Here is a 20,974-nt window from a genome sequence, read left to right as displayed (position 1 = left end):
CAGACTAAACCAAAGGTTGATGACTCGTCACACAGTGAATGCCACCACCACCCGCTGCGATAGCGTCAATATTGATCTGCACCACCTTGCGGCTCGGATACAGCCGCGACAGCAGCTCCAGCGCCTTGCGGTCCGCCAGTGGGTCGCCGAACTCAGGCGCAATTACCGCATCGTTGATCACAAAGTAATTGATATAGCCCGCGGCGAAATCCGGGTTGCCTTGGCTGAACTTGCTTTTACGCGGCTTGAGCGGCGGCGATACGGTATGCACCTGCAACGGGCGACCATCGGCGTCGGTGGCGTTCTTGAGCATTTCCAGGTGTGCCAGGGTGACCTTGTAGTCATGGGACTGCGGGTCGGTGTCGAGATTGGCCAGCACCACGCCGGGGGACACAAAGCGTGCGTAGAAATCCACGTGGGCGTCGGTGATGTCCTTGCCCTTGATACCCGGCAGCCAAATGATTTTACGCAAGCCCAGGCGCTCCTTGAGTTCGGCCTCCACCTCAGCCTGGCTCCAGTCGGGGTTGCGATTGCGATTAATCCAACTGCTTTGCGTCATGATGCCGGTGCCCAGGCCATCCACTTCAATGCCACCGCCCTCGCCCACCAGTTCGCTGCGCCAGTAACGGGCCCCAGTGTGTTCGGCAATCTGGGCAGCCAGTTGCGCATCCTCGGCGTGCTGCTGTTTGTTGCCCCACCCGTTGAAGTTGAAATCCACCGCCCCCAGCGCTCCGGTGCCATCAATCACGAAGTTGGCGCCGGTGTCGCGTATCCAGATGTCGTCCAGCTCGGTCTCGACAAAGGTGATGTTGCGCGTGCCACAGTGTTTTTCCGCCAGCACCCGTTCGTCTCCACGGCAAAACACGGTTACCGGCTCATACTCGGCAATCGCCCGGGCGATACGGCCCAGCGCTGCTTGAACATCGGCGGTAAAGTCCTCCCAGATGGCCTCCTGGGCACCAAAGGCAATAAACGCCTGGCGGTGTTTTTCACCCTCGTCGGGCATATAGAAGCGGCCACTGACAGCGGCACGTACGTAAGGAGCAATCAGGCTCATGGCGGCGACCACGCTGGTGTGTTTGAGGAAGGTTCGACGGGTTGGCATGGGGGTCTCTACTGAAGAGGGGCGGTCTTGAATTTAGTCCATACGCGCATACGTGCACGTATATCGGCCTGGGGGATATCTTTGCCAGCGATCAACCGTTCAAAGGTGGCGGCATCTGGGTAAATATCCGGGTTGTCGCGCAGGCTGGCCTCCACCTGCGGTCGCGCCTTGGCATTGGCGGTGGGATAGCCGGTCAGGTTGGTGATAGCGGCCATGTTCTGCGGGCGCATCACAAAGTTGATAAAAGCGTAGGCGTATTCCGGGTGCCGGGCATCGACGGGAATCGCCATGGTGTCCATCCAGACTGTCGTGCCCTCGCGGGGGATGTGATAGCCGAAGGTCACCGCCTTGCCAGCCGCATCGGCGGCGCGCTGGGCCTGGGTCATATCGCCGCTGTAGCCTAGGGACAGGCACAGGTTGCCGTTGACCAGATCGGTCACCGGTTGCGACTGGAACTTGCGAATAAAGGGGCGCAGCTTGAGCAACAGTGCACTGGCCGCAGCCAGATCTTCGGGCTTGGCACTGCGCGGGGCGCGGCCCAGGTAGTTAAGCACCACCGCGAGCACTTCATCCGGCGAGTCGATCAGGGAGATGCCGCAATCGGCAAATTGGGCGGCAAACTCGGGCTTGAACAGTAGGTCGAGGCTGTTGACCGGCGCATTCGGCAGGCGCTGGCGGATCTGCTCGGTGTTGTAGGTCAGGCCGATGGTGCCCCAGGTATAGGGCACCGTGGCCTTGTTCGAATTGACGTAATGCGCACGCAACGCCTGCAGGCCCGGTTCAATGTCCCCCAGGGCCGTGAGCCTGGCAGGGTCCAGGGCCTGCAAGCTGCCGGCGCGCATCAGGCGCTCGGCCACTGTGTCGCCTGGGAAGATCAAGTCATAGCCACTGCCACCGGCCATCAGCTTGGCTTCCAGGGTTTCACTGCTGTCCATCACATCGTAGATCACATGGATACCGGTTTCGGCGGTGAACCTGGACAAGGTGTCAGGGGCAAAATAATCGGCCCAGTTATACAGCTTCAGGGTCTTGTCATCAGCCACGACACAGGCGCTGGTGAGGATGAGGGCACAGCTCAACAGGCGTTTCATGATAGGCGCCCATCCAGGGTCAGCAGTGCACCATACAAGTCCGGGCGACGGTCACGGTATATGCCCCAGGTCAGGCGCTCTTCGCCCATGGTGGCCAGGTCCAGGCTGTGCACGAGTACGCCCGTGCTGTCGCGGTCGGCTTCGGCCAACAGCTTGCCTTTGTGATCGCAGATAAACGATGAACCATAAAAATCCATTTGCAGGCTCGCATTACTGTTCGCCACTTCGCGCCCGACGCGGTTGGCCGCCACCACCGGCAGCAGGTTGGCCGCCGCGTGCCCGCGCATGGTCATCTGCCAATGGTCGCGGGAATCGAGGCTGGCACAGCCGGGTTCCGAACCGATGGCGGTGGGAAACAGCAGTACCTCGGCGCCATGTAATGCCAGGCAGCGCGCGGTTTCCGGAAACCACTGGTCCCAGCAGATACCGATGCCCAGGCGCCCGAAGGCGCTGTCCCACACGCGAAAACCGGTGTCACCGGGGCTGAAATATTCCTTCTCCTGGTAGCCGATGGCGTTGGGAATATGGCTCTCGCGGTACACCCCAAGCAATCGCCCGTCAGCATCCGCCACACTCAGGGAATTAAAGAACGCATTGCCGGCTTTTTCGAACCAGCTCAGTGGCAGCACGACTCCTAACTCCTTGGCCAATGCAGCAAAGCGTTTGAGCACTTGGCTGTGCTGATACTCCTCGGCCAAGGCCAGGTGCTGATGCCGTTGTTCGATGCAGAAATACGGCGTAGCGAATAGCTCCTGCAACAGGATTACCTGGGCGCCCTTGGCGGCTGCGTTGCGCACCAGTTGCTCGGCGCGGTCGAGGTTACTCGGTAAATCCCAGGTGCAAGGCATCTGGGTAGTGGCAATCGTCAATAGACGCATGGCATTACCCCTTCACTGGCCAGGCGGGCTGTTGTTGGGTGATGCAATGCACACCGCCGCCGCCATGGGCCAGGTGGTTGATTCGCACCGGTACGATCTCGCGGTCCGGAAAAGCCTGGCCCAGGACATTGGCCGCGACCTGATCTGCGGCGATCCCATAGGCCGGCATGATGATTGCGCCATTGGCGATATAGAAGTTGGTGTAGGAGGCGCAGAAGGCCTCGGCGCCAGTGTCTACGGCCTCGGAGGCCTCATACAGCTCGATCAGCTCAAAGCGACGGCCCCGGGCATCGGTGGCCAACTCCAGGACGCGGCGGTTTTCCCTTGCTACTTGGGCGTAGACCGAGCTGTGGTCGAGGGTCGCGTCTACCAGCAACACGCCGGGGCGAGCAAAGGCGCAGATGCCGTCGACATGCCCATCGGTCATGTCACCGGTGACGTAGTTCGGGTCGCCGGGCAACCAGATCGTCTTCTTGATGCCCAGCCAGCGCGCAAACACTTTCTCGATGTCAGCCTTGGTCACGCCAGGGTTGCGGTTGGGATTGAGCAGCACCGATTCGGTGGTTATCAAGGTGCCCTCGCCGTCCACATGAAAGGCGCCGCCCTCGTTGCTCAACGGTGTGCCGAAACAGACAAGCCCGAGGTGATTGAGCACCCGACGGGCCAGGCTTTCATCCCATTCATGGGCCGACTTTTCACCCCAGGCATTGAAGCGCCAGCTCACACCGGCCAGCCCATGTTGCGGGTGATAGATAAAGGACGGGCCGGAGTCGCGGCACCAGCTGTCGTTGACCGCCTGGGGGATCAGTTCAATGCGCGGGCCGCACAAGGCGATGGCACTGGCAAGCGCCGAAGGGTCGACAACCATCTTCACCGGCTCAAACCGCGCAATGGCATTGGCTACCCGCGCGAAGTCCTGCTGCACCTGCGCCAGCGTCACGCCCCAAGTGTTCTCCCACAACGCCTGGTTATGAGGCCAGACCATCCAGGTCGCCGCATGCTGGGACCACTCGGCGGGCATCCGCCACCCCAGGTTTTCAACTTCATCCATCTGCATGACAAGTACCTTTGAATTAAGTCATTGTGTTCAGTGAAAACTACCCAAGGGGTATTGCCAGGCATGCTACGTTGGAGAAAAAGCGTAAACAAACGATGAATTTTGCAGAAAACTGATTAGAGGAACTTATCAGCATGCTCAACCAATGGCCGCCCCTCGGCACCCTTCGCGGCTTTGAAGCCGCCGCTCGGCTGGGCAGTTTTCACAAGGCGGCCGAAGAGCTGCACTTGACTCAATCGGCTATCAGCCAGCAGATTCGCAGCCTGGAAGCGTACCTTGAACAGCCGCTGTTTTTTCGCAGCGGGCGCAGCGTCAGCTTGACCGACGCCGGCCAGGATTTCCTCAGCACCACCCAGGCCTTACTGCAACAACTGGCCGTCGGCGTACGACGCCTTGGGCAATACCGCAAACCTAATCAACTGGTGCTCAACACCACGCCGGCCTTTGCCCGGCATTGGCTGTTGCCTCGCCTAGCCGACTTTCGCCGCCAACACCCGCAGGTCGATCTATGGATTTTCAGCACCGACGAAGTGCCAGACATGGCCAGCCAGACCATCGATTTGGCGGTGCGCGACGACATCAGCTCCCAGGCCGAATGCAGCTTCAAGGTGCTGCATATCGACCGGCTGTTTCCGGCATGCCACCCCCAGGTGCTGGAGGTGCCTCTTGAGCAACGCACCACCTTGCACGGTGAGCGGGAAATGGACTGGAGTCACTGGGCGGTGGAAGCCGGGATTGATGTGGGGCAACAGGACCAGGGCCTGAATTTTTCCGACCCCGGTTTATTGCTGGATGCGGTGTGCACCGGGTTGGGGATTGGCCTGGTAAGCCAGTTGCTCAGCCGCCAGGGGCAAGCCAAAGGTTTGCTGACGCCGTTGGTAGACGCCACCATTCGCGGCCCCAGCTGGGCGCTACTGACCCATCGCGACAGCGAGAACGACCCCCTGGCGCGGTGTTTTATCGAGTGGCTATCGAGCCGTTTGCAGGGAGATGCGACATGAATGACCGACTCGACGACCTCCTCGCGGACCATTTGCACGTACTGTTCTGCGGCATCAACCCTGGCAAGGGCTCCGCCGCCCTCGGCCTGCATTTTGCCAATCGCAGCAATCGCTTCTCGCGTACGGTGCATCTGGCCGGTTTCACGCCCCATGAGATTCGCCCGCAAGACGGCGCCACCTTGCTGCACTACGGTTGCGGATTAACCACTTTGGTGGCACGGCCAACGGCCAGTGCAGGCGAGTTGGCGCGGCATGAATTCCAGGACGCGGCGGCGGCGTTCGAACACAAGATCCGCCGCCATGCCCCGCGCTTCGTCGCGTTCCTCGGCAAGCCCGGCTATAGCGCGCTGAGCGGCCAGCGCGAGGTCGCCTGGGGTTTGCAAGCGCAGCCACTGGGCGACGCCTCGGTCTGGGTGCTGCCCAACCCCAGCGGGCGCAACCTGGCGTTCAGCCTTGAGCAATTGGTGCAAGCGTATCGGCTGCTGCACAACGCCGTTGCGCACGCCCGGCCCGCGCCCGTAATCTCTTGAGCCCAACACCCTGTAAGCAATGGAGGCTGCATGAAACTGGTCGGAATGCTGGACTCGCCCTACGTACGCCGCGTGGCTGTTTCCCTGGAGTTATACGGGGTGGACTTTGTGCATGAACCGCTGTCGGTGTTCAGCACTTACGCTGAATTTGCCCAGATCAATCCGGTAGTCAAGGCCCCTACCCTGGTGCTGGACGATGGCACGGTGCTGATGGATTCGAGCCTGATCCTCGATTACCTGGAAACGCTGGCGCCGGCTGACAAGAAGCTGCTGCCCCAACAACCGGCGGCACGTGCCCGTGACCTGCAATTGCTTGGGCTCGCGCTGGCGGCATGCGAGAAAAGCGTGCAGATCGTCTATGAACACAACCTTCGCCCCGCTGAAAAATTGCATGCGCCGTGGCTTGAGCGCGTTACCGGGCAACTGCTGGCGGCTTATGCGCTGCTGGACAAGCAGCTGGCAGGCAATGAAGCGCTGACCCAGGCGTCGATTACCGCAGCGGTCGCGTGGTCGTTCAGCCAGCTCATCGTGGCCTCGGTGGTGAAGGCCGATGCGTTCCCCCACCTCAAGCGCCATGCTGAACGCCTGGAGCAGCACCCGGCGTTCAAGCGTTACCCCATCGAATGAACTCGCCCTAATGTGTAGGAGCGAGCTTGCTCGCGAGAAACTCACAGGCGCCGCGTTCATTCAGAAGGCCTGCGTTATCGTTGACGTTTTTCGCGAGCAAGCTCGCTCCTACCAAGGGCTCCTTTCGCGTCGCTATACCCAGCCGCCGTCAACGATAAAGTTCTGCGCCGAGCACATCGCCGAGGCATCCGAGGCCAAAAACAGCGCCATGTTGGCGATGTGTTCCGGCATCACGCTGCCGGGCAGGCACTGGCTGCGGGCGATGAGGTCCTTGGCGGCGTCGTCGACCCACATGGCCAGTTGTTTTTCGGTCATCACCCAACCCGGCACCAAGGTGTTAACGCGGATATGGTTGGGCCCCAGTTCCCGCGCCAGGGCTCGGGTCATGCCGTGGGCGGCGGCCTTGCTGGCGGCGTATACGGGGTAGCCGGCCGAGGCCATCATCCAGCCCACCGAGCCCAGGTTGATGATCGAGCCACCACCGGCCTGTTTCATCATGGGCACCACCGCCTTGGCGGCAAAGAAGGCGTGCTTGAGGTTGACCGCAATCAGCTGGTCGAACATGTGCGAGTCGATTTCTTCCAGGCTGTGGCGCACATCGTTCGCTGCATTGTTGACCAGTACCGTAATCGGCCCCAGGGAATGCTCGAAGCGCCCGATCGCGGCGCGGTAACCGATCTCGTCGGTGATATCGCAGCACTCGAACTCGACACTCTGCCCTTTGGAGTTCAGCAGCGCCGCCAGGCGTTCACCCTGGCTCTGTGCACGGTCCACAAACGCCACCTTGGCGCCCTGCGCGGCGAAGGCCCGCACCATGAACTCGCCAATCCCCGAAGCCCCGCCGGAAACCAGCACGGTTTTGTCCTTGAGGTCGGGATAAATCGCTTGCTGGGTAGTCATAACAATCAGTGCTCCGCTTAATTAGTCTTATTTTATTTTGCAAGAACGGCGTTAAAGGCTATAAATCTGCTGTCATATCGACAAAATATCTCAAATTAGTAGAACTATTCCAGCAAAACAACAAAAGGAAGTTCGACCATGAAGCACCCTCGATACCTGCTGTCCGGCCTCGCGCTGTCCATGCTTATCGCCAGCGGCGGCGCGCACGCTGCCGGCCTTAGCAGCGAACACAAACCCTTCGGCAAAACCAACGATGGCACCGCCGTCGAACAGTACGTGTTGCGCAACAGCCATGGCATGCAAGCCACGGTGATCACCTACGGCGGCGTGCTGCAGTCGCTAAAAGTGCCGGACAAACACGGCAAGCTCGACGACGTGGTGCTGGGCTTCGACGACGTGCAAGGCTATCAGGGCGGTACCGCGTTTTTCGGCGCGACCATTGGCCGCTTCGGCAATCGCCTGGCCGGCGGCGCCTTCGAACTCGACGGCAAACGCTACCAGGTACCGCTCAACGACGGCCCCAATTCGCTGCATGGCGGCGCCCAGGGCTTCGACAAGCAGGTGTGGCAAGCCAAATCGGTCAAGGACAAAGACTCGGTGGGCGTCACCCTCACCTACCTGTCCAAGGACGGGGAAATGGGCTTTCCGGGCAACTTGAAAACCGAGGTCACCTACCGCCTCAACGACAACAACGAACTGCACATCGACTACACAGCCACCACCGACAAACCGACGGTACTCAACCTCACCAACCACAGCTATTTCAACCTGGCCGGCGCGGGCAACGGCGACATTCTCAAGCAGGTCGCCACCTTGCACGCCAGCCACTACACACCAGTGAATGCCACCTTGATTCCCACCGGTGAATTGGCGCCGGTCAAGGGCACGCCGATGGACTTCCTGAAGCCCACACCTATCGGCCAGCACATCAAAGACGACCATCCGCAGCTCAAATTCGCCGAGCCCAAGCAAGGTGGCTTCGACTTCAACTGGGCGCTGGATACCAAAGGGGACGTCAAGCAACTGGCCGCCGAGGTGCATGATCCTGAATCAGGGCGGCGTTTGCAGCTCTACACCACAGAGCCTGGCGTACAGTTCTATACCAGCAACTTCCTGGACGGTTCGGTGAAGGGCAAAGGCGGCAAGACGTATCAGCATTGGAGTGGGTTTACTTTGGAGACCCAGCACTTTCCGGATGCGCCTAACCAACCAGGCTTCGCCTCAACCCGCTTGAATCCGGGGCAGACTTACACCCAGAGCACGCTCTTCAAATTCACCGCTGATTAAAACTGTAGGAGCGAGCTTGCTCGCGAAAAACTCAAAGGCACCGCGTTTGTTCAGGAAACACGCGTTACCGTTGACGTTTTTCGCGAGCAAGCTCGCTCCTACATTGATCTGATGGCCTGGGTTCAGCGTTGTTTCATGCGGTCGATGACCACGGCCAACAGCAGGATCGAGCCGCGGATCACGTACTGATAGAAAGTGTCGATGTTCTTGAGGTTCATCGCATTCTCGATGATCGCCAGAATCAACACCCCGGCAATCACATGCCGGATCATGCCGATGCCGCCGCTCAGCGACACCCCACCCAGCACACAGGCCGAGATCACCGTCAGCTCGAAACCCTGGCCGATCATCGGCTGGCCGGAGGTCATGCGTGAAGCCAGGATTACTCCCGCCAGCGCGCCAATCAGGCCGTGCACGGCAAAGATCAGGATCTTGGTGCGGTCAACGTTCACCCCCGCCAACAGCGCCGCTTCCGGGTTACCGCCGATGGCCATGGTGTTGCGCCCATAGGTGGTGTAGTTGAGCAGCCAGCCGAAGAACAGGAAGCACACGATGGTGATCAGGATCGGCACCGGCACACCAAACAATTGGCCGTTGCCGAACACAAAGAATTGCTCCTGGGACACACCCACCGCTTTGCCGTCGGCAAAGATATAAGCCAGGCCGCGCACGATCTGCATGGTCGCCAGCGTGGTGATCAAGGCGTTGACCCGCAGCTTGGCGATCACGATGCCGTTGATCAGCCCCACCATCAGGCCCATCAGCAGCGCTGCGCCAATGCCCAGCATCACGCTGTCGGTATCGCGCATCACAATCGCCGCGACCACCCCGGCGCAGGCGATCACCGAGCCTACCGACAGGTCGAAGTGCCCTGAAGCCAGGCAGAACAGCATGGTGCACGCGGCGATGCCCACAGTGGAAATAGCCAGGCCCAGACCGCGCATGTTGAGCGGCGAGAGGAAGTTATCGATCAGCAGCGCGCACAGTACGAAGATGCCCACTGCCGCCAAGAGCATCGCCCAGTTATCGAGCAATGCGCGTATATCGAGGGGTTTGCGTGCCGAGGGCAGCGCGTTGTTTTGAATAGTCATGGTCGTCTCTCAGTTCGCCAGGCCGCGTGGCAAGGCCAGCTGCAGCAGGTTGGATTCAGTCGCCTGTTCGCGCCGTTGTTCGCCGCGCAGGGCGCCTTCGCACAGCACCAGGATGCGGTCAGAGATGCCCATCACCTCCATCAGGTCGCTGGACACCACGATTACTGCAATGCCACTGGCCGCCAGGTTATGGATGATCTGGTAGATCTCCGACTTGGCGCCGATGTCGATACCGCGAGTGGGTTCGTCGAGCAGCAACACCTTCATCGGCATCGACAGCCAGCGGCCAAGGATGGCTTTCTGTTGGTTGCCGCCGGACAGGTACATGATCTTCTGCGCCGCGTTCGGCGTTTTGACCCGCATCGCCTGGATCTGTCGGTCGGCGTTACCTTTCTCCCAGCCTTCGCGCAACAGCCAGCCAAAGGTGGAATGGGCGCCACGGGCGCTGATGTTGATGTTTTCAGCGACGCTGCCCAGCGGGATGATGCCCTCTTTCTTGCGGTCCTCCGGACACAGCAATACGCCGGCGGCGATGGCGTCGCGGGGTGAGCGCAACTGCAACGGCTCACCACAGAGTTCCAGGCTGCCGGCACTGGCGCGCTCTAACCCGCTGAGCAGGCGAAACAGCTCGGTACGCCCCGCCCCCACCAGCCCGAACAGGCCCAGGATCTCGCCCTTGCGCACCTGGAAACTGATGGGTTCACGCAGGCCCGGGCCGAGCAAGCCGTCCACCTTGAGCGCCACCTCGCCCTGCTCACGCGCTCGGTAATCGTAGATATCCTGGATATCGCGACCGACCATGCAGGTCACCAGTTGATCGTGGGTCAGCGTGCTCATGTCCTCGAACGTGCGCACATAGCGGCCGTCCTTGAACACCGTCACCGCATCGCAAATACGGAACACCTCTTCCATACGGTGCGACACGTACAGCACCACTTTGCCCTCGTCGCGCAGGCGCGCGATGATCGCCATCAAGCGGTCGATTTCCCGCGCCGACAAACTGCTGGTGGGTTCATCAAAGGCAATCACGTTGGCGCCACGAGACAGCGCCTTGGCGATTTCCACCAGCTGACGCTGGCCCAGGGACAGGCGCCCGAGTTTCTCGTCGGGATCGATTTCATCGGCCAGGCCCTTGAGGCAGGCCAGGGCCTGCTTGCGCAGCAGGCCCCGGTTGACCACGCCAAAGCGCGTGGGCAAATGCCCGAGGAACAGGTTCTCGGCCACGCTCATTTCCGGCACCAGGTGCAGCTCTTGGTGAATCACCGCCACACCGCTGGCGATGCTGTCGGCCGCGCACTTGAAAGCCATGGTTTGCGCGCCGATCTGCACCGTACCGCTGGACGGAATGTAGGCGCCGCCGAGGATTTTCAGCAGGGTCGACTTGCCGGCGCCGTTCTCGCCCATCAGCGCGTGCACCTGCCCCGGGTGGGCGGTGAAGCAGATGCCATCCAACGCCTTGACCCCTGGAAAGGTCTTGCCGATGCCGTCAAACCGCAGGGCCGCAGCGGTCATTTCCACAGCCCGATCTTGGTCAGTTCCGCCTGGAAGTTTTCACGGGTGATCAGCGTCACTTCGTCCATGGCCGTGTATTTCGGCGGCTCGGTGCCCTTGGTGACCCACTCGTACATCATCTCGGCGGTTTTGTAGCCTTCAATGTGCGGGCTGGGCAGCATCGAGCCGAAGAAGCCGCTGTTGGCTTTCTTCAATTCGCCGATGGCGTCGGTGCCATTGATGCCGATACCGATCACGTTGGCTGCGGCGAAACCGGCACTTTCGGTGGCGCGCACGCCGCCGAGTACGGTGTTGTCGTTCATGCCGCCGATGATCAGGTTTTTCGCGCTGCCCGGTAGTTTGACCAGCGCTGAGTTGGTGGCGTCCATGCTGCCGGGCACGTCGAGGGTTTTCAGTGGGGCGGTGAGGATGTGATCTTTAGGAATGCCAGCCTCTTCCAGCGACTTGATCGAGCCATCGGTGCGTTTCTTGCCGGTGTCGAGTTCGTTGAAGGTGTTGATCACCGCATAGGTGTCCTTCCAATCCCAACCGCGTTTTTTCGCTTCGGCGGCCATGGCGGCGCCCTGCTTCTGGCCGACTTCAAATGCGGCCATGCCCAGGTACGGCACGTCTTCCATGAAGTTGCCCTTGGCATCGACAAAGCGATCATCCACGGCCATCACTTTCAAGCCGTTGGCCTTAGCCTTGGCGACAATGGCCGGGCCCAGGGACACGTCCGGCGGGCAGATCACAAAACCCTTGGCGCCGTTGGCGGCCAGGCTGTCAATGGCCGAGAGGGTTTTCTCGCCGTCGGGCACCGCGATCTTGATGAGTTTGAAGCCTTTGTCCTGGGCGGCTTTTTCCGCAAACGCCCATTCAGTCTGGAACCAGGGCTCTTCGGCCTGCTTGACCAAAAAACCGATCTTCACTTCTTCAGCGGCCAGCAACAGGCCGCTCAAGCTCATGGCCGAGACCGCCACAGCGGCGCAGCACAGGGAACGCAAACCACGACGACGATTCATACGGGTGACTCCTTGTTGTTGTTTTAGGTAGAACTTTGTAGGAGCGAGCTTGCTCGCGAAAACCCCGAGGGCGACGCGTTCATCCAGCATGAACGCGTTATCGTTGACGTTTTTTGCGGGCAAGCCCGCTCCTACAGGTTATCCGGCGAAGCGGTGACAGGGCTTGCCTGGCACGTCCACCTCAATGGCCAATACCGCACCGTCAAGGGGATGATTCAAGGGACTCGCAGCACTGGTGATATACAACGTGGTGAGCTCGGGCCCACCGAACACGCAACTGGTGGGCCGGCTGACCGGCAGTTCGATGATGCGATCCACCGCACCCGAGGGCGTCAGCCGCAGCAGACAACTGCCGTCCCAACGCGCGTTCCAGATATAGCCCTCAGCGTCCATGGACGAACCATCCGGCCCGCCGCGTGTGTGCGGCCCGAACCAGGCCTGGGCGGCGCCAAGTTGGCCGTCAACCTGGATCGAATGCTGATAGAGCGTGCCGTCCATGCTGTCGCCGAAATGCACCTGGCTGCCCTCCTCGCTCCAGAGCAAGGTGTTGGGAATGCCCAGGCCGTTGAGCAACCGCGTGACCGTTGCATCAGCATCAATACGAAACAAGCCACCGGAGCGCCGGGTAATCGGCAGGTCTTCACCCTGCTCGCCAATGTTGTTCTGCATGGTGCCCAACCACAGGCGGCCCTGGGCATCGCAGCGTGCTTCATTGCCACGGTTGCCCGCTTGCGGGTCGGCTACGCACAGCAAGGTCAAGGCTTCGGTGGCCAGGTCCAGGCGATACACGCCGCTGCTCAAGGTCACCAGCGCATCGCCGCGTTCACAGGGGATGAACGCCGAGACATGCTCGGGCAACTGCCACACCTGCAACTCCCCGCCCATCAGGCGCAGCGCCTGGCGGGCGGCGATATCCACCCAATACAAGGCCTGGGTCGGTACATCCCAGAACGGCCCTTCGCCCAACCGGGCACGGTGCGAGGTGACTGCGCTCAACGACATGAAGCCTCCTGATCAGTTACAGCGATTCGCGCGATGGCGTGCCATTTACCAGGCGCTGAATACGCAAGGGGTTGGCGTTTTTCAACGCGTCGGGCAGCAGGCTATCAGGGTAGTTCTGGAAGCACACCGGGCGCAGGAAACGGTCGATGGCCAAGGTGCCGACCGAGGTGCCACGCGCATCGGAAGTTGCCGGGTACGGCCCGCCGTGAACCATGGAATCGCACACCTCCACGCCAGTGGGGTAACCGTTGAGCAGGATGCGCCCGACTTTCTGTTCCAGCAGCGGCGTGAGTTCAGCGAACTGTTGCAGGTCGGCCGGTTCGCCGATGAGCGTGGCGGTCAACTGCCCGTGCAGCCCTTGCAGGGCGGCGCTGAGTTGCGCCTGGTCGGCCACTTCGACGAACACCGTGGTGGGGCCGAACACTTCCTCTTGCAGCACTTCGTCACCGTCAATCAACAGACGTACATCCGCCTTGAACAGTTGCGGTTGCGCCTGGTTGCCCGATTGCGCGCTGCCCGCCAGATGCTGGATGCCCGGGTGAGAGAGGAGTTTTTCCAGGCCCTTGCCGTAGCTGCCCAGGGTGCCGGCATTAAGCATGGTTTGTGGCGGTTGCTCGCCGATCAATTGCGCGACCTGTTGGGTGAACGCGGTGAACCCAGGCGAGGCGATACCGATCACCAGGCCTGGGTTGGTGCAGAACTGGCCGCAGCCTTGTACCACCGAGGCGGTGAGGTCGCGGGCGATGCTTTCGGCGCGGGCGTGCAGCGCCTGGGGCAGCACGATTACCGGGTTGATGCTCGACATTTCGGCAAACACCGGGATCGGTTGCGGGCGCGCCGCGGCCATGTCGCACAGGGCGCGGCCGCCTTTGAGCGAACCGGTAAAGCCCACCGCCTGGATCGCCGGATGCTTGACCAGCGCCTCACCGACGCCGCCGCCAAAGATCATATTGAACACGCCGGCCGGCATCTCGGTGGCCTCGGCAGCGCGGATGATCGCATCGGCCACACGCTCGGCGGTCGCCATGTGCCCGCTGTGGGCCTTGAACACCACCGGGCAACCGGCGGCCAGCGCGGCAGCGGTATCGCCGCCAGCGGTGGAAAATGCCAGGGGGAAGTTGCTGGCGCCGAACACTGCCACCGGGCCGAGGCCGATGCGGTATTGGCGCAGGTCTGGGCGCGGCAGCGGCTGGCGCTCAGGCAGGGCCTTGTCGATACGCGCGCCGTAGAAGTCACCGCGGCGCAGCACGGTGGCGAACAGGCGCATCTGACCGCTGGTGCGCCCGCGCTCGCCTTTGATGCGTGCGGCCGGCAAGGCGGTTTCGCGGCAGACCAGCTCGACGAAATCATCGCCCAAGGCGTCCAGCTCATCGGCCACTGCATCCAGGAACTGCGCACGGCGTGCGGCGCTCAAGGCGCGATAGGCCGGGTAAGCCTGAGCCGCGGCCTGGGCGGCGGCATCCACTTCCTGGGCGGTGGCCTGGTAGAAATCCTGGGGCAACGCTTCGCCGGTGGTAGCGTCGATGCTTTGCAGCTTGATGCTGCCGTTGGCGCTGCGTTGGCCGCCGATGTAGTTGTGGCCGAGGAACTGGGTCATGTTGATCTCCTTAAAGGGGGGTGACTTGGCCGGGTTCAAATACCGCATCGCTGCTGCCGATACCGTTAACCAGCGGCGCGCCGAATTCAGCCTGGCTGATCTCGAACACATCGCCCGGTTGGGTACGTATACCGTCGGCGAATGACAAGGTGGCGGTGCCGAAGAAGTGAATGTGCACATCGCCCGGCTTGAGGAACTGGCTGTATTTGAAGTGGTGATATTCGAGATTTTCCAGGCTGTGGCACATATTGGCCTCGCCACTGAGGAATTCGTTCTGCCAGATCACCTCGCCGTTGCGCAGGATGCGGCTGGTGCCCGCCAAGTGCTGGGGCAGCTCGCCCACGCGCAGCTCCGGGCCATAGCTGCAACTGCGCAGCTTGGAATGAGCCAGGTACAGGTAGTTCTTGCGCTCCATCACATGGTCGGAGAACTCGTTGCCCACCGCAAAACCCAGGCGATAGGGTTTACGGTCATGCCCGATCACATAGAGGCCGCCGATTTCCGGTTCTTCGCCGGCATCTTCGGCAAACGGCGGCACCGGGAAGGCCTGGCCCGGGCGCACGACGATGCTGCCATCGCCTTTGTAGAACCACTCCGGTTGCACACCGGCCTGGCCAGCAGCGGGTTTGCCGCCCTCCACACCCCACTTGAAGATGCGCATGGTGTCGGTCATCGCGCTGTCGTCGCCGGCCTGCTGGTGCATCTTGTCGCGGGCCGAGGCACTGCCCAGGTGGGTAAGGCCGGTGCCGCTGATCAGCATGTGGGCCGGGTCCGGGTGGTCCAGCGGGGGCAAAATTTTATGGTCCGCCAACAAGGCGGCGTAGTCATGACTGGCGCCCAGGCCGAGGGCCTCCACCTGTTGCTGCAACTTGCCGCCGGCTTCGATGGCGGCCAGCGCCAGTTCACGCACGCTGTGGGCGCCGCGCACTTCGCGTACCTGGTTGCCTTCTACCACGCCGACGCGGCGCTCACCGTTGCTCAACTCGAACTGAACTAAACGCATGCAGGTTCTCCTGGATTTAAGTGCGTGTGGCGCCACGGGCGCTGGCGGCGAATTGGTCGACGGGCAGCACGTGCTTGCGCTCCAACACGCGGTAGACCACAAGGGTCAGCAGCAAGCCGAACACCATCACACCGGATAAGAAATACAAGCCTGAGGCCAGGTTGCCGGTGTACTCCTTGAGCGCACCGATCACGAACGGGCCGATATAGCCGCCGAGGTTGCCCACCGAGTTGATCAAGGCAATACCGGCCGCCGCACTGGCGCCGGCAAAGAAGCGCCCCGGTAGGGTCCAGAACACGGCGGTGCAGGAAAACATTGCAAATGCCGCCAGGCACAGCGCGGCCATTTGCAGCACCGGTACGGTGAGCCAGGCGCTGCAGAACAGGCCGATGGCGCCCAGTACATAGAGCACGGCGAGATGGCCGTAACGGTCGTTCAAGCGGTCGGAACTGCGCGGGATGATCAACAGGCCGATGATGCCGAAGATATAGGGCACAGCGGAGATGAAGCCGGTGGTGAGGTCGCTGCCGCCAAACTGCTTGATCAGGGTGGGCAGCCACAGGCCGAGGCCGTAGATGCTCAGGGTTACCGGCAGGTAGAACAGCGCCAGCAGCAATACGCGCTTGTCCTTGAGCGCATGCAAGGGGTTGCCATGGCGCGTCTGGCCGTAGGCTTGCAGGTCTTTGTGCAGCTCGCCGGTGAGCCAGGCTTTTTCTTCCTCGCTCATCCAGTTGACCTTTTGGGGGCCGTCCGGCAGGTAGCGCAGCACCGGCCAGGTGAGCAGGATCGCCGGGGTGCCGATCACGATAAACAGCCACTGCCAGCCATGCAGGCCGAGGATGCCGTCCATGCCGAGCAAACCGCCGGACACTGGGCCGGTGATCATCATTGCAATCGGTTGGGAGAGGATGAACAGCCCGAGGATCTTGCCGCGATGGCGCACCGGGAACCACTGGGTGATGTAGTACAGCACGCCGGGAAAGAACCCCGCCTCCGCCGCGCCCAACAGAAAACGCATCACATAGAAGCTGTGTGGCCCCTGCACGAACGCCATGCCGATGGTGATGGCGCCCCAGGTGATCATGATGCGCGCAAACCAGCGCCGCGCGCCGAAGCGGTCGAGCATCAGGTTGCTGGGAATCTCGAACAGGAAATAGCCAATGAAGAACAACCCGGCACCCAGGCCATAGGCGGCGTCGCCGATGCCCACGTCAGCGCCCATGTGCAGCTTGGCGAACCCTACGGCGGAACGGTCCACGTAGGCGATCAGGTACAGCAGGATCAGGAAGGGAATCAGTTTCAGCGTGATGCGCCGAATAAGCCGCAGTTCCTGGCTCATGGGGTCGATCTCCGATTGTTGTTTTTATAGAAGCTCGGGGGACGCCTCTCGCGAAAATCCGCCAGGGTCATACCTCAGTTGAGAAAGACTATATAGTATGACTATTTGCAAAACAACACTTCCAAAGCAGCGATTTTGCGCTTATGTTTAAGCACGCATAGAACATATAGTCATACAATAAGAGAATCGATCATGCCTGACAAAAAGCCCGGCCTACGCTCTGCCCAGTGGTTCGGTACCGCCGACAAGAACGGTTTCATGTACCGCAGCTGGATGAAGAACCAAGGCATTGCCGACCATCAGTTCCATGGCAAACCGATCATCGGCATCTGCAACACTTGGTCGGAGCTGACGCCGTGCAACGCGCACTTCCGCCAGATCGCGGAGCACGTCAAGCGTGGCGTGATCGAGGCCGGTGGCTTCCCGGTGGAGTTCCCGGTGTTTTCCAACGGCGAATCCAACCTGCGCCCTACTGCGATGCTCACCCGCAACCTGGCGAGCATGGATGTGGAAGAAGCCATTCGCGGTAATCCGATTGATGGCGTGGTACTGCTCACCGGCTGCGACAAGACCACCCCGGCGCTGCTGATGGGCGCGGCCAGTTGTGATGTGCCGGCCATCGTGGTCACCGGCGGGCCGATGCTCAACGGCAAGCACAAGGGCCAGGACATCGGCTCAGGAACGGTGGTGTGGCAGCTCAGCGAACAGGTGAAGGCCGGCACCATCACCCTGGATGACTTCCTCGCAGCCGAGGGCGGCATGTCGCGTTCGGCGGGCACCTGCAACACCATGGGCACGGCTTCTACCATGGCGTGCATGGCCGAAGCACTGGGTACTTCCCTGCCCCACAACGCGGCGATTCCGGCCGTGGATGCGCGTCGCTATGTACTGGCGCACATGTCGGGCATGCGCGCCGTGGAGATGGTACGTGAAGACTTGAAGCTGTCGAAAATCCTCACCAAGGAAGCGTTTGAAAACGCTATCCGCGTGAACGCGGCCATCGGCGGCTCGACCAACGCGGTGATTCACTTGAAAGCCATCGCCGGGCGCATCGGCGTCGAACTCGACCTGGATGACTGGACCCGCATCGGCCGCGGCATGCCGACCATCGTCGACCTGCAACCCTCCGGGCGCTTTCTGATGGAGGAGTTTTACTACGCCGGTGGCCTGCCCGCCGTGCTGCGCCGCCTGGGTGAAGCCAACCTGATCCCGCACCCCAACGCCTTGACCGTCAACGGCAAGTCCCTGGGCGAGAACACCAAGGATTCACCGATCTACGGCCAGGACGAAGTGATCCGCACCCTGGACAACCCGATCCGCGCCGACGGCGGCATCTGCGTGCTGCGTGGCAACCTCGCGCCCCTGGGCGCGGTGCTCAAGCCTTCGGCCGCGAGCCCCGAACTGATGCAGCACCGTGGCCGCGCCGTGGTGTTCGAGAACTTCGACATGTACAAGGCACGCATCAACGACCCGGAGCTGGACGTGGATGCCAACTCGATCCTGGTCATGAAAAACTGCGGCCCCAAGGGTTACCCTGGCATGGCCGAAGTCGGCAACATGGGCTTGCCCGCCAAGCTGCTGGCCCAGGGCGTGACGGACATGGTGCGCATTTCCGATGCGCGCATGAGCGGCACTGCCTACGGCACCGTGGTGTTGCACGTGGCACCGGAAGCCGCCGCCGGCGGGCCGTTGGCGACTGTGAAGGAAGGTGACTGGATCGAACTCGATTGCGCCAATGGCCGCCTGCACCTGGACATTCCCGACGCCGAGCTGGCCGCGCGCATGGCCGACCTGCCGCCCGCGCAGAACCTCATCGTCGGCGGCTATCGCCAGCTGTACATCGACCATGTGCTGCAGGCCGACCAAGGCTGTGACTTCGACTTCCTGGTGGGCTGTCGCGGGGCAGAAGTCCCACGGCATTCCCACTAATTGGGATGCTATGATGCGGCGAATCTAAGCCAGAGCCTCCCCGTCGTTATGGATCACCAGCCGCCCAAGCCGCGCAAGAGCCAGCATGCCCAGATCGTTCAGGACTTGGGCATGCACATCGTTTCCGGTCGCTTCAAGCCTGAAGAACGCTTGCCCATGGAAGCCACGCTGTGCGAGGAATACCAGGTCAGCCGCTCGGTATTGCGCGAAGCCACGCGGGTGCTCAGCGCCAAGGGCCTGGTGTATTCCAAACCACGGGTGGGCGCGGTGGTACGGCCACGCTTGAAATGGCACCTGCTCGACCCGGATGTGCTGTCCTGGTTGATGCAGTCCACGCCCCACAGTGAGTTCTTCAACACCCTGGCCGGGGTGCGGCGCATCCTCGAACCGGAGATCGCCGCCATGGCCGCGACCACCGCCACCGATGAAGACATCGCCACCATCGAACACGCCTACCAGGGCATGGAAACCGCCAAGACCCACGAGGAGCTGTTGCAGGCCGACTTGGACTTTCACCGTGCGATTGCCGACGCCACCCGCAACGACCTGCTGGCCTATATGTGCAACATGCTCTCGCTGCCGTTGCGCGAGTCGATCAACATCACCAACCGCCGCCCGGACATTCAGGGCCTGAGTCTGCCGCGACACAAGGCGATCCTCACGGCGATTCAGAACCGCGATGCCCTGGGCGCGCGGCATGCGTCGCTGGTGCAACTGGATGACACGCGAGTGGCGCTGGACACGGTGATGAATGTGTTGACGCCGCTGTAAACCCGCGTCATTCCTGATTGTTATTGTTGGCCCTGGGGCAGGTGTTATCGCCCTCTTTTTTCAGCGCCAGGACGGCCTGGCGCTCGGACAGCAAGTGGGTGATGGCGCCGCCGATCGCCGCGGAAATCAACGCCAACGCCTCTTTAGGCAGATTGATCGCCGCCCAGGTCAACCCGCCGATCAGCAGGATGACAAACAGGATATTGAAACGTGACACGCCGAGTTTTATCGAGCGGACGATATCGGACGTGTCCTGCATTTTTTCGAAGCGTTTAAGGTCTTCGAACTTGCGCACCGATTCCAGGGTTTCCAGGTAATGGGTTTCGGCCCGCTTGAGTTTCTTGATCACATCGGCTTCAAGCATGATCTCCTCTATCTCGATCCTGACCAGGCTGATATTGGCGCCTGGGCGGCCGAGAATTTCCGAACTCAACGAACCCTCGGCCAGCTCGGCCAGCAGGTAGGTATAGGAGGTTTCGCTGATGTCCTTGGCATATTTTTGCAAGGCTGAGGTGTAGCACTTGGTGGCGTATCGGGTGAACAGACGCTCGGCATCGTTAGTCTTTTTGATCAGTTCTTCAACTTCGTCGATCAGTTCCCGTTCCATTTTTAATATCCCTATTAAGCGTGGCTTCGAAAAGCAATGAGCGCCGACCGCTGCGCTGGCACGTTAGGGGCAAACATCCCTCGATCAAGGGCCAGTGTCTACTGTCAAACCTCACAGGTGAATAGGAGGCAGGGCCCCTTGCTCCCGTGACGGCCTACGGTCAGCGCCTATCTACCTGGCGCTCCCAAGATCCAAATGTGGGAGCTGGCTTGCCTGCGAAGGCGGCCTGACAGGCGACACAGTTGGACCGGGTATATATCCGTTATTTAGGTAACGGCCACCTAGGGTTCCGCCCTGACGGCGGCTCACTTTTGAAAAGCGCAAAAGTAAGCAAAACGCTCATGCCCCACCACTCGGCACCTCGCCTAGGCTCGGTGTGCCCGTAATCCGCCAGTGATTTGGGGGGCCGCCGCCACGCGCCATCCATGGCGCGGGGCGGCTAAACCGGCATCCCTGCCGGTTTACCCCCCAAATCACTGTCGAATTCCGGCCAGCGTGGTTTGACGGGGCGCTTAAGATCAAGATCAAAAGCAGATCAAGAGCAGATCAAGAGCGACTCGCTTCGCATCGTGGTTATCGTCCGCTGCTACAGTCCACTAAGTTGTGTAGATACCTATGGCCATCGCAGGCAAGCCAGCTCCCACAT

The 20,974-nt window shown here is 61.2% G+C and carries 19 protein-coding genes; 6 read left to right on the top strand and 13 right to left on the bottom strand.

The features are described from left to right. Positions 1-4: 4 nt before the first annotated feature. Genes ACWHXD_RS11970 through ACWHXD_RS11955 form a run of 4 tightly spaced genes read right to left on the bottom strand, consistent with a single transcriptional unit; the run spans position 5 to position 4,131 of the window. Entirely contained in the window at positions 5-1,105 is a 1,101-nt protein-coding gene (locus tag ACWHXD_RS11970; RefSeq protein ID WP_138763173.1) for an agmatine deiminase family protein, read from the bottom strand. 8 nt (positions 1,106-1,113) lie between these two features. Then, entirely contained in the window at positions 1,114-2,196 is a 1,083-nt protein-coding gene (locus tag ACWHXD_RS11965) for an extracellular solute-binding protein (RefSeq protein ID WP_138763174.1), read from the bottom strand. After that, the gene (aguB, locus tag ACWHXD_RS11960) at positions 2,193-3,074 is read right to left on the bottom strand and encodes an N-carbamoylputrescine amidase (protein ID WP_138763175.1); all 882 of its coding nucleotides are present in this window, start codon (positions 3,072-3,074) and stop codon (positions 2,193-2,195) included. The genes ACWHXD_RS11965 and aguB overlap by 4 nt, the downstream gene beginning before the upstream one ends. Before the next feature lie 4 nt (positions 3,075-3,078). Beyond that, positions 3,079-4,131, bottom strand: a complete 1,053-nt coding sequence (locus tag ACWHXD_RS11955) for an agmatine deiminase family protein (RefSeq protein ID WP_138763176.1) — start codon at positions 4,129-4,131, stop codon at positions 3,079-3,081. A 134-nt stretch (positions 4,132-4,265) separates the two neighbouring features. Between ACWHXD_RS11955 and ACWHXD_RS11950 the strand changes: the two genes are divergently transcribed. Genes ACWHXD_RS11950 through ACWHXD_RS11940 form a run of 3 tightly spaced genes read left to right on the top strand, consistent with a single transcriptional unit; the run spans position 4,266 to position 6,289 of the window. Continuing rightward, positions 4,266-5,132, top strand: coding sequence for a LysR substrate-binding domain-containing protein (locus ACWHXD_RS11950; RefSeq protein ID WP_138763177.1), 867 nt, complete (start codon positions 4,266-4,268; stop codon positions 5,130-5,132). Continuing rightward, positions 5,129-5,662 carry a G/U mismatch-specific DNA glycosylase gene (gene mug, locus ACWHXD_RS11945; protein ID WP_138763178.1) on the top strand — a complete coding sequence of 178 codons (534 nt, stop codon included), beginning with the start codon at positions 5,129-5,131 and terminating at the stop codon, positions 5,660-5,662. Before ACWHXD_RS11950 ends, mug begins: the two co-directional genes overlap by 4 nt. A 30-nt stretch (positions 5,663-5,692) precedes the next feature. Further along, on the top strand, positions 5,693-6,289 hold the full coding sequence (locus ACWHXD_RS11940; RefSeq protein WP_138763179.1) for a glutathione S-transferase family protein: 597 nt from the start codon (positions 5,693-5,695) through the stop codon (positions 6,287-6,289). A 132-nt stretch (positions 6,290-6,421) separates the two neighbouring features. On the opposite strand, the gene ACWHXD_RS11935 is transcribed toward ACWHXD_RS11940, so the two are convergent. Further along, positions 6,422-7,189 carry an SDR family NAD(P)-dependent oxidoreductase gene (locus ACWHXD_RS11935; RefSeq protein ID WP_138763180.1) on the bottom strand — a complete coding sequence of 256 codons (768 nt, stop codon included), beginning with the start codon at positions 7,187-7,189 and terminating at the stop codon, positions 6,422-6,424. A 138-nt stretch (positions 7,190-7,327) separates the two neighbouring features. Here ACWHXD_RS11935 and ACWHXD_RS11930 point away from each other — a divergent pair, with 138 nt between their 5' ends. Continuing rightward, on the top strand, positions 7,328-8,476 hold the full coding sequence (locus ACWHXD_RS11930; protein ID WP_032892291.1) for an aldose epimerase family protein: 1,149 nt from the start codon (positions 7,328-7,330) through the stop codon (positions 8,474-8,476). A gap of 122 nt (positions 8,477-8,598) precedes the next feature. Here the strand turns inward: ACWHXD_RS11930 and araH are convergent, their stop codons facing one another. The 7 genes from araH to ACWHXD_RS11895 all read right to left on the bottom strand — a co-directional run bounded on the left by araH (position 8,599) and on the right by ACWHXD_RS11895 (position 17,021). Next, the gene (gene araH, locus ACWHXD_RS11925; protein WP_032892292.1) at positions 8,599-9,567 is read right to left on the bottom strand and encodes an L-arabinose ABC transporter permease AraH; all 969 of its coding nucleotides are present in this window, start codon (positions 9,565-9,567) and stop codon (positions 8,599-8,601) included. 9 nt (positions 9,568-9,576) lie between these two features. Continuing rightward, a complete protein-coding gene (gene araG / locus ACWHXD_RS11920) occupies positions 9,577-11,079 on the bottom strand; it encodes an L-arabinose ABC transporter ATP-binding protein AraG (protein ID WP_098951929.1) in 1,503 nt (500 codons plus the stop codon). Then, positions 11,076-12,080, bottom strand: coding sequence for a substrate-binding domain-containing protein (locus ACWHXD_RS11915; RefSeq protein WP_032892294.1), 1,005 nt, complete (start codon positions 12,078-12,080; stop codon positions 11,076-11,078). The genes araG and ACWHXD_RS11915 overlap by 4 nt, the downstream gene beginning before the upstream one ends. Before the next feature lie 138 nt (positions 12,081-12,218). Continuing rightward, on the bottom strand, positions 12,219-13,082 hold the full coding sequence (locus tag ACWHXD_RS11910; RefSeq protein ID WP_098951931.1) for an SMP-30/gluconolactonase/LRE family protein: 864 nt from the start codon (positions 13,080-13,082) through the stop codon (positions 12,219-12,221). A 16-nt stretch (positions 13,083-13,098) separates the two neighbouring features. Further along, the gene (locus ACWHXD_RS11905; RefSeq protein WP_138763181.1) at positions 13,099-14,679 is read right to left on the bottom strand and encodes an aldehyde dehydrogenase (NADP(+)); all 1,581 of its coding nucleotides are present in this window, start codon (positions 14,677-14,679) and stop codon (positions 13,099-13,101) included. Positions 14,680-14,689: 10 nt separating this feature from the next. Continuing rightward, positions 14,690-15,682, bottom strand: coding sequence for an AraD1 family protein (gene araD1 / locus ACWHXD_RS11900; RefSeq protein WP_138763182.1), 993 nt, complete (start codon positions 15,680-15,682; stop codon positions 14,690-14,692). Positions 15,683-15,698: 16 nt separating this feature from the next. Then, on the bottom strand, positions 15,699-17,021 hold the full coding sequence (locus tag ACWHXD_RS11895) for an MFS transporter (RefSeq protein ID WP_032892299.1): 1,323 nt from the start codon (positions 17,019-17,021) through the stop codon (positions 15,699-15,701). 192 nt (positions 17,022-17,213) lie between these two features. On the opposite strand from ACWHXD_RS11895, the gene ACWHXD_RS11890 reads away from it, so the two are divergent. Together ACWHXD_RS11890 and ACWHXD_RS11885 are read left to right on the top strand one after the other, a co-directional pair. Then, on the top strand, positions 17,214-18,950 hold the full coding sequence (locus ACWHXD_RS11890) for an IlvD/Edd family dehydratase (RefSeq protein WP_003190553.1): 1,737 nt from the start codon (positions 17,214-17,216) through the stop codon (positions 18,948-18,950). A gap of 48 nt (positions 18,951-18,998) precedes the next feature. Beyond that, on the top strand, positions 18,999-19,721 hold the full coding sequence (locus ACWHXD_RS11885) for a FadR/GntR family transcriptional regulator (RefSeq protein WP_003190551.1): 723 nt from the start codon (positions 18,999-19,001) through the stop codon (positions 19,719-19,721). A 7-nt stretch (positions 19,722-19,728) separates the two neighbouring features. On the opposite strand, the gene ACWHXD_RS11880 is transcribed toward ACWHXD_RS11885, so the two are convergent. Beyond that, positions 19,729-20,328 (bottom strand): hypothetical protein, encoded by a 600-nt coding sequence (locus ACWHXD_RS11880; RefSeq protein ID WP_032892300.1) that lies wholly within the window; start codon positions 20,326-20,328, stop codon positions 19,729-19,731. Positions 20,329-20,974 lie beyond the last annotated feature (646 nt).

The sequence above is a fragment of the Pseudomonas fjordensis genome (genome assembly GCF_976987115.1).
Note: the sequence above shows the minus strand (reverse complement) of the source record. Positions and strands in the feature narration are given on the sequence as shown.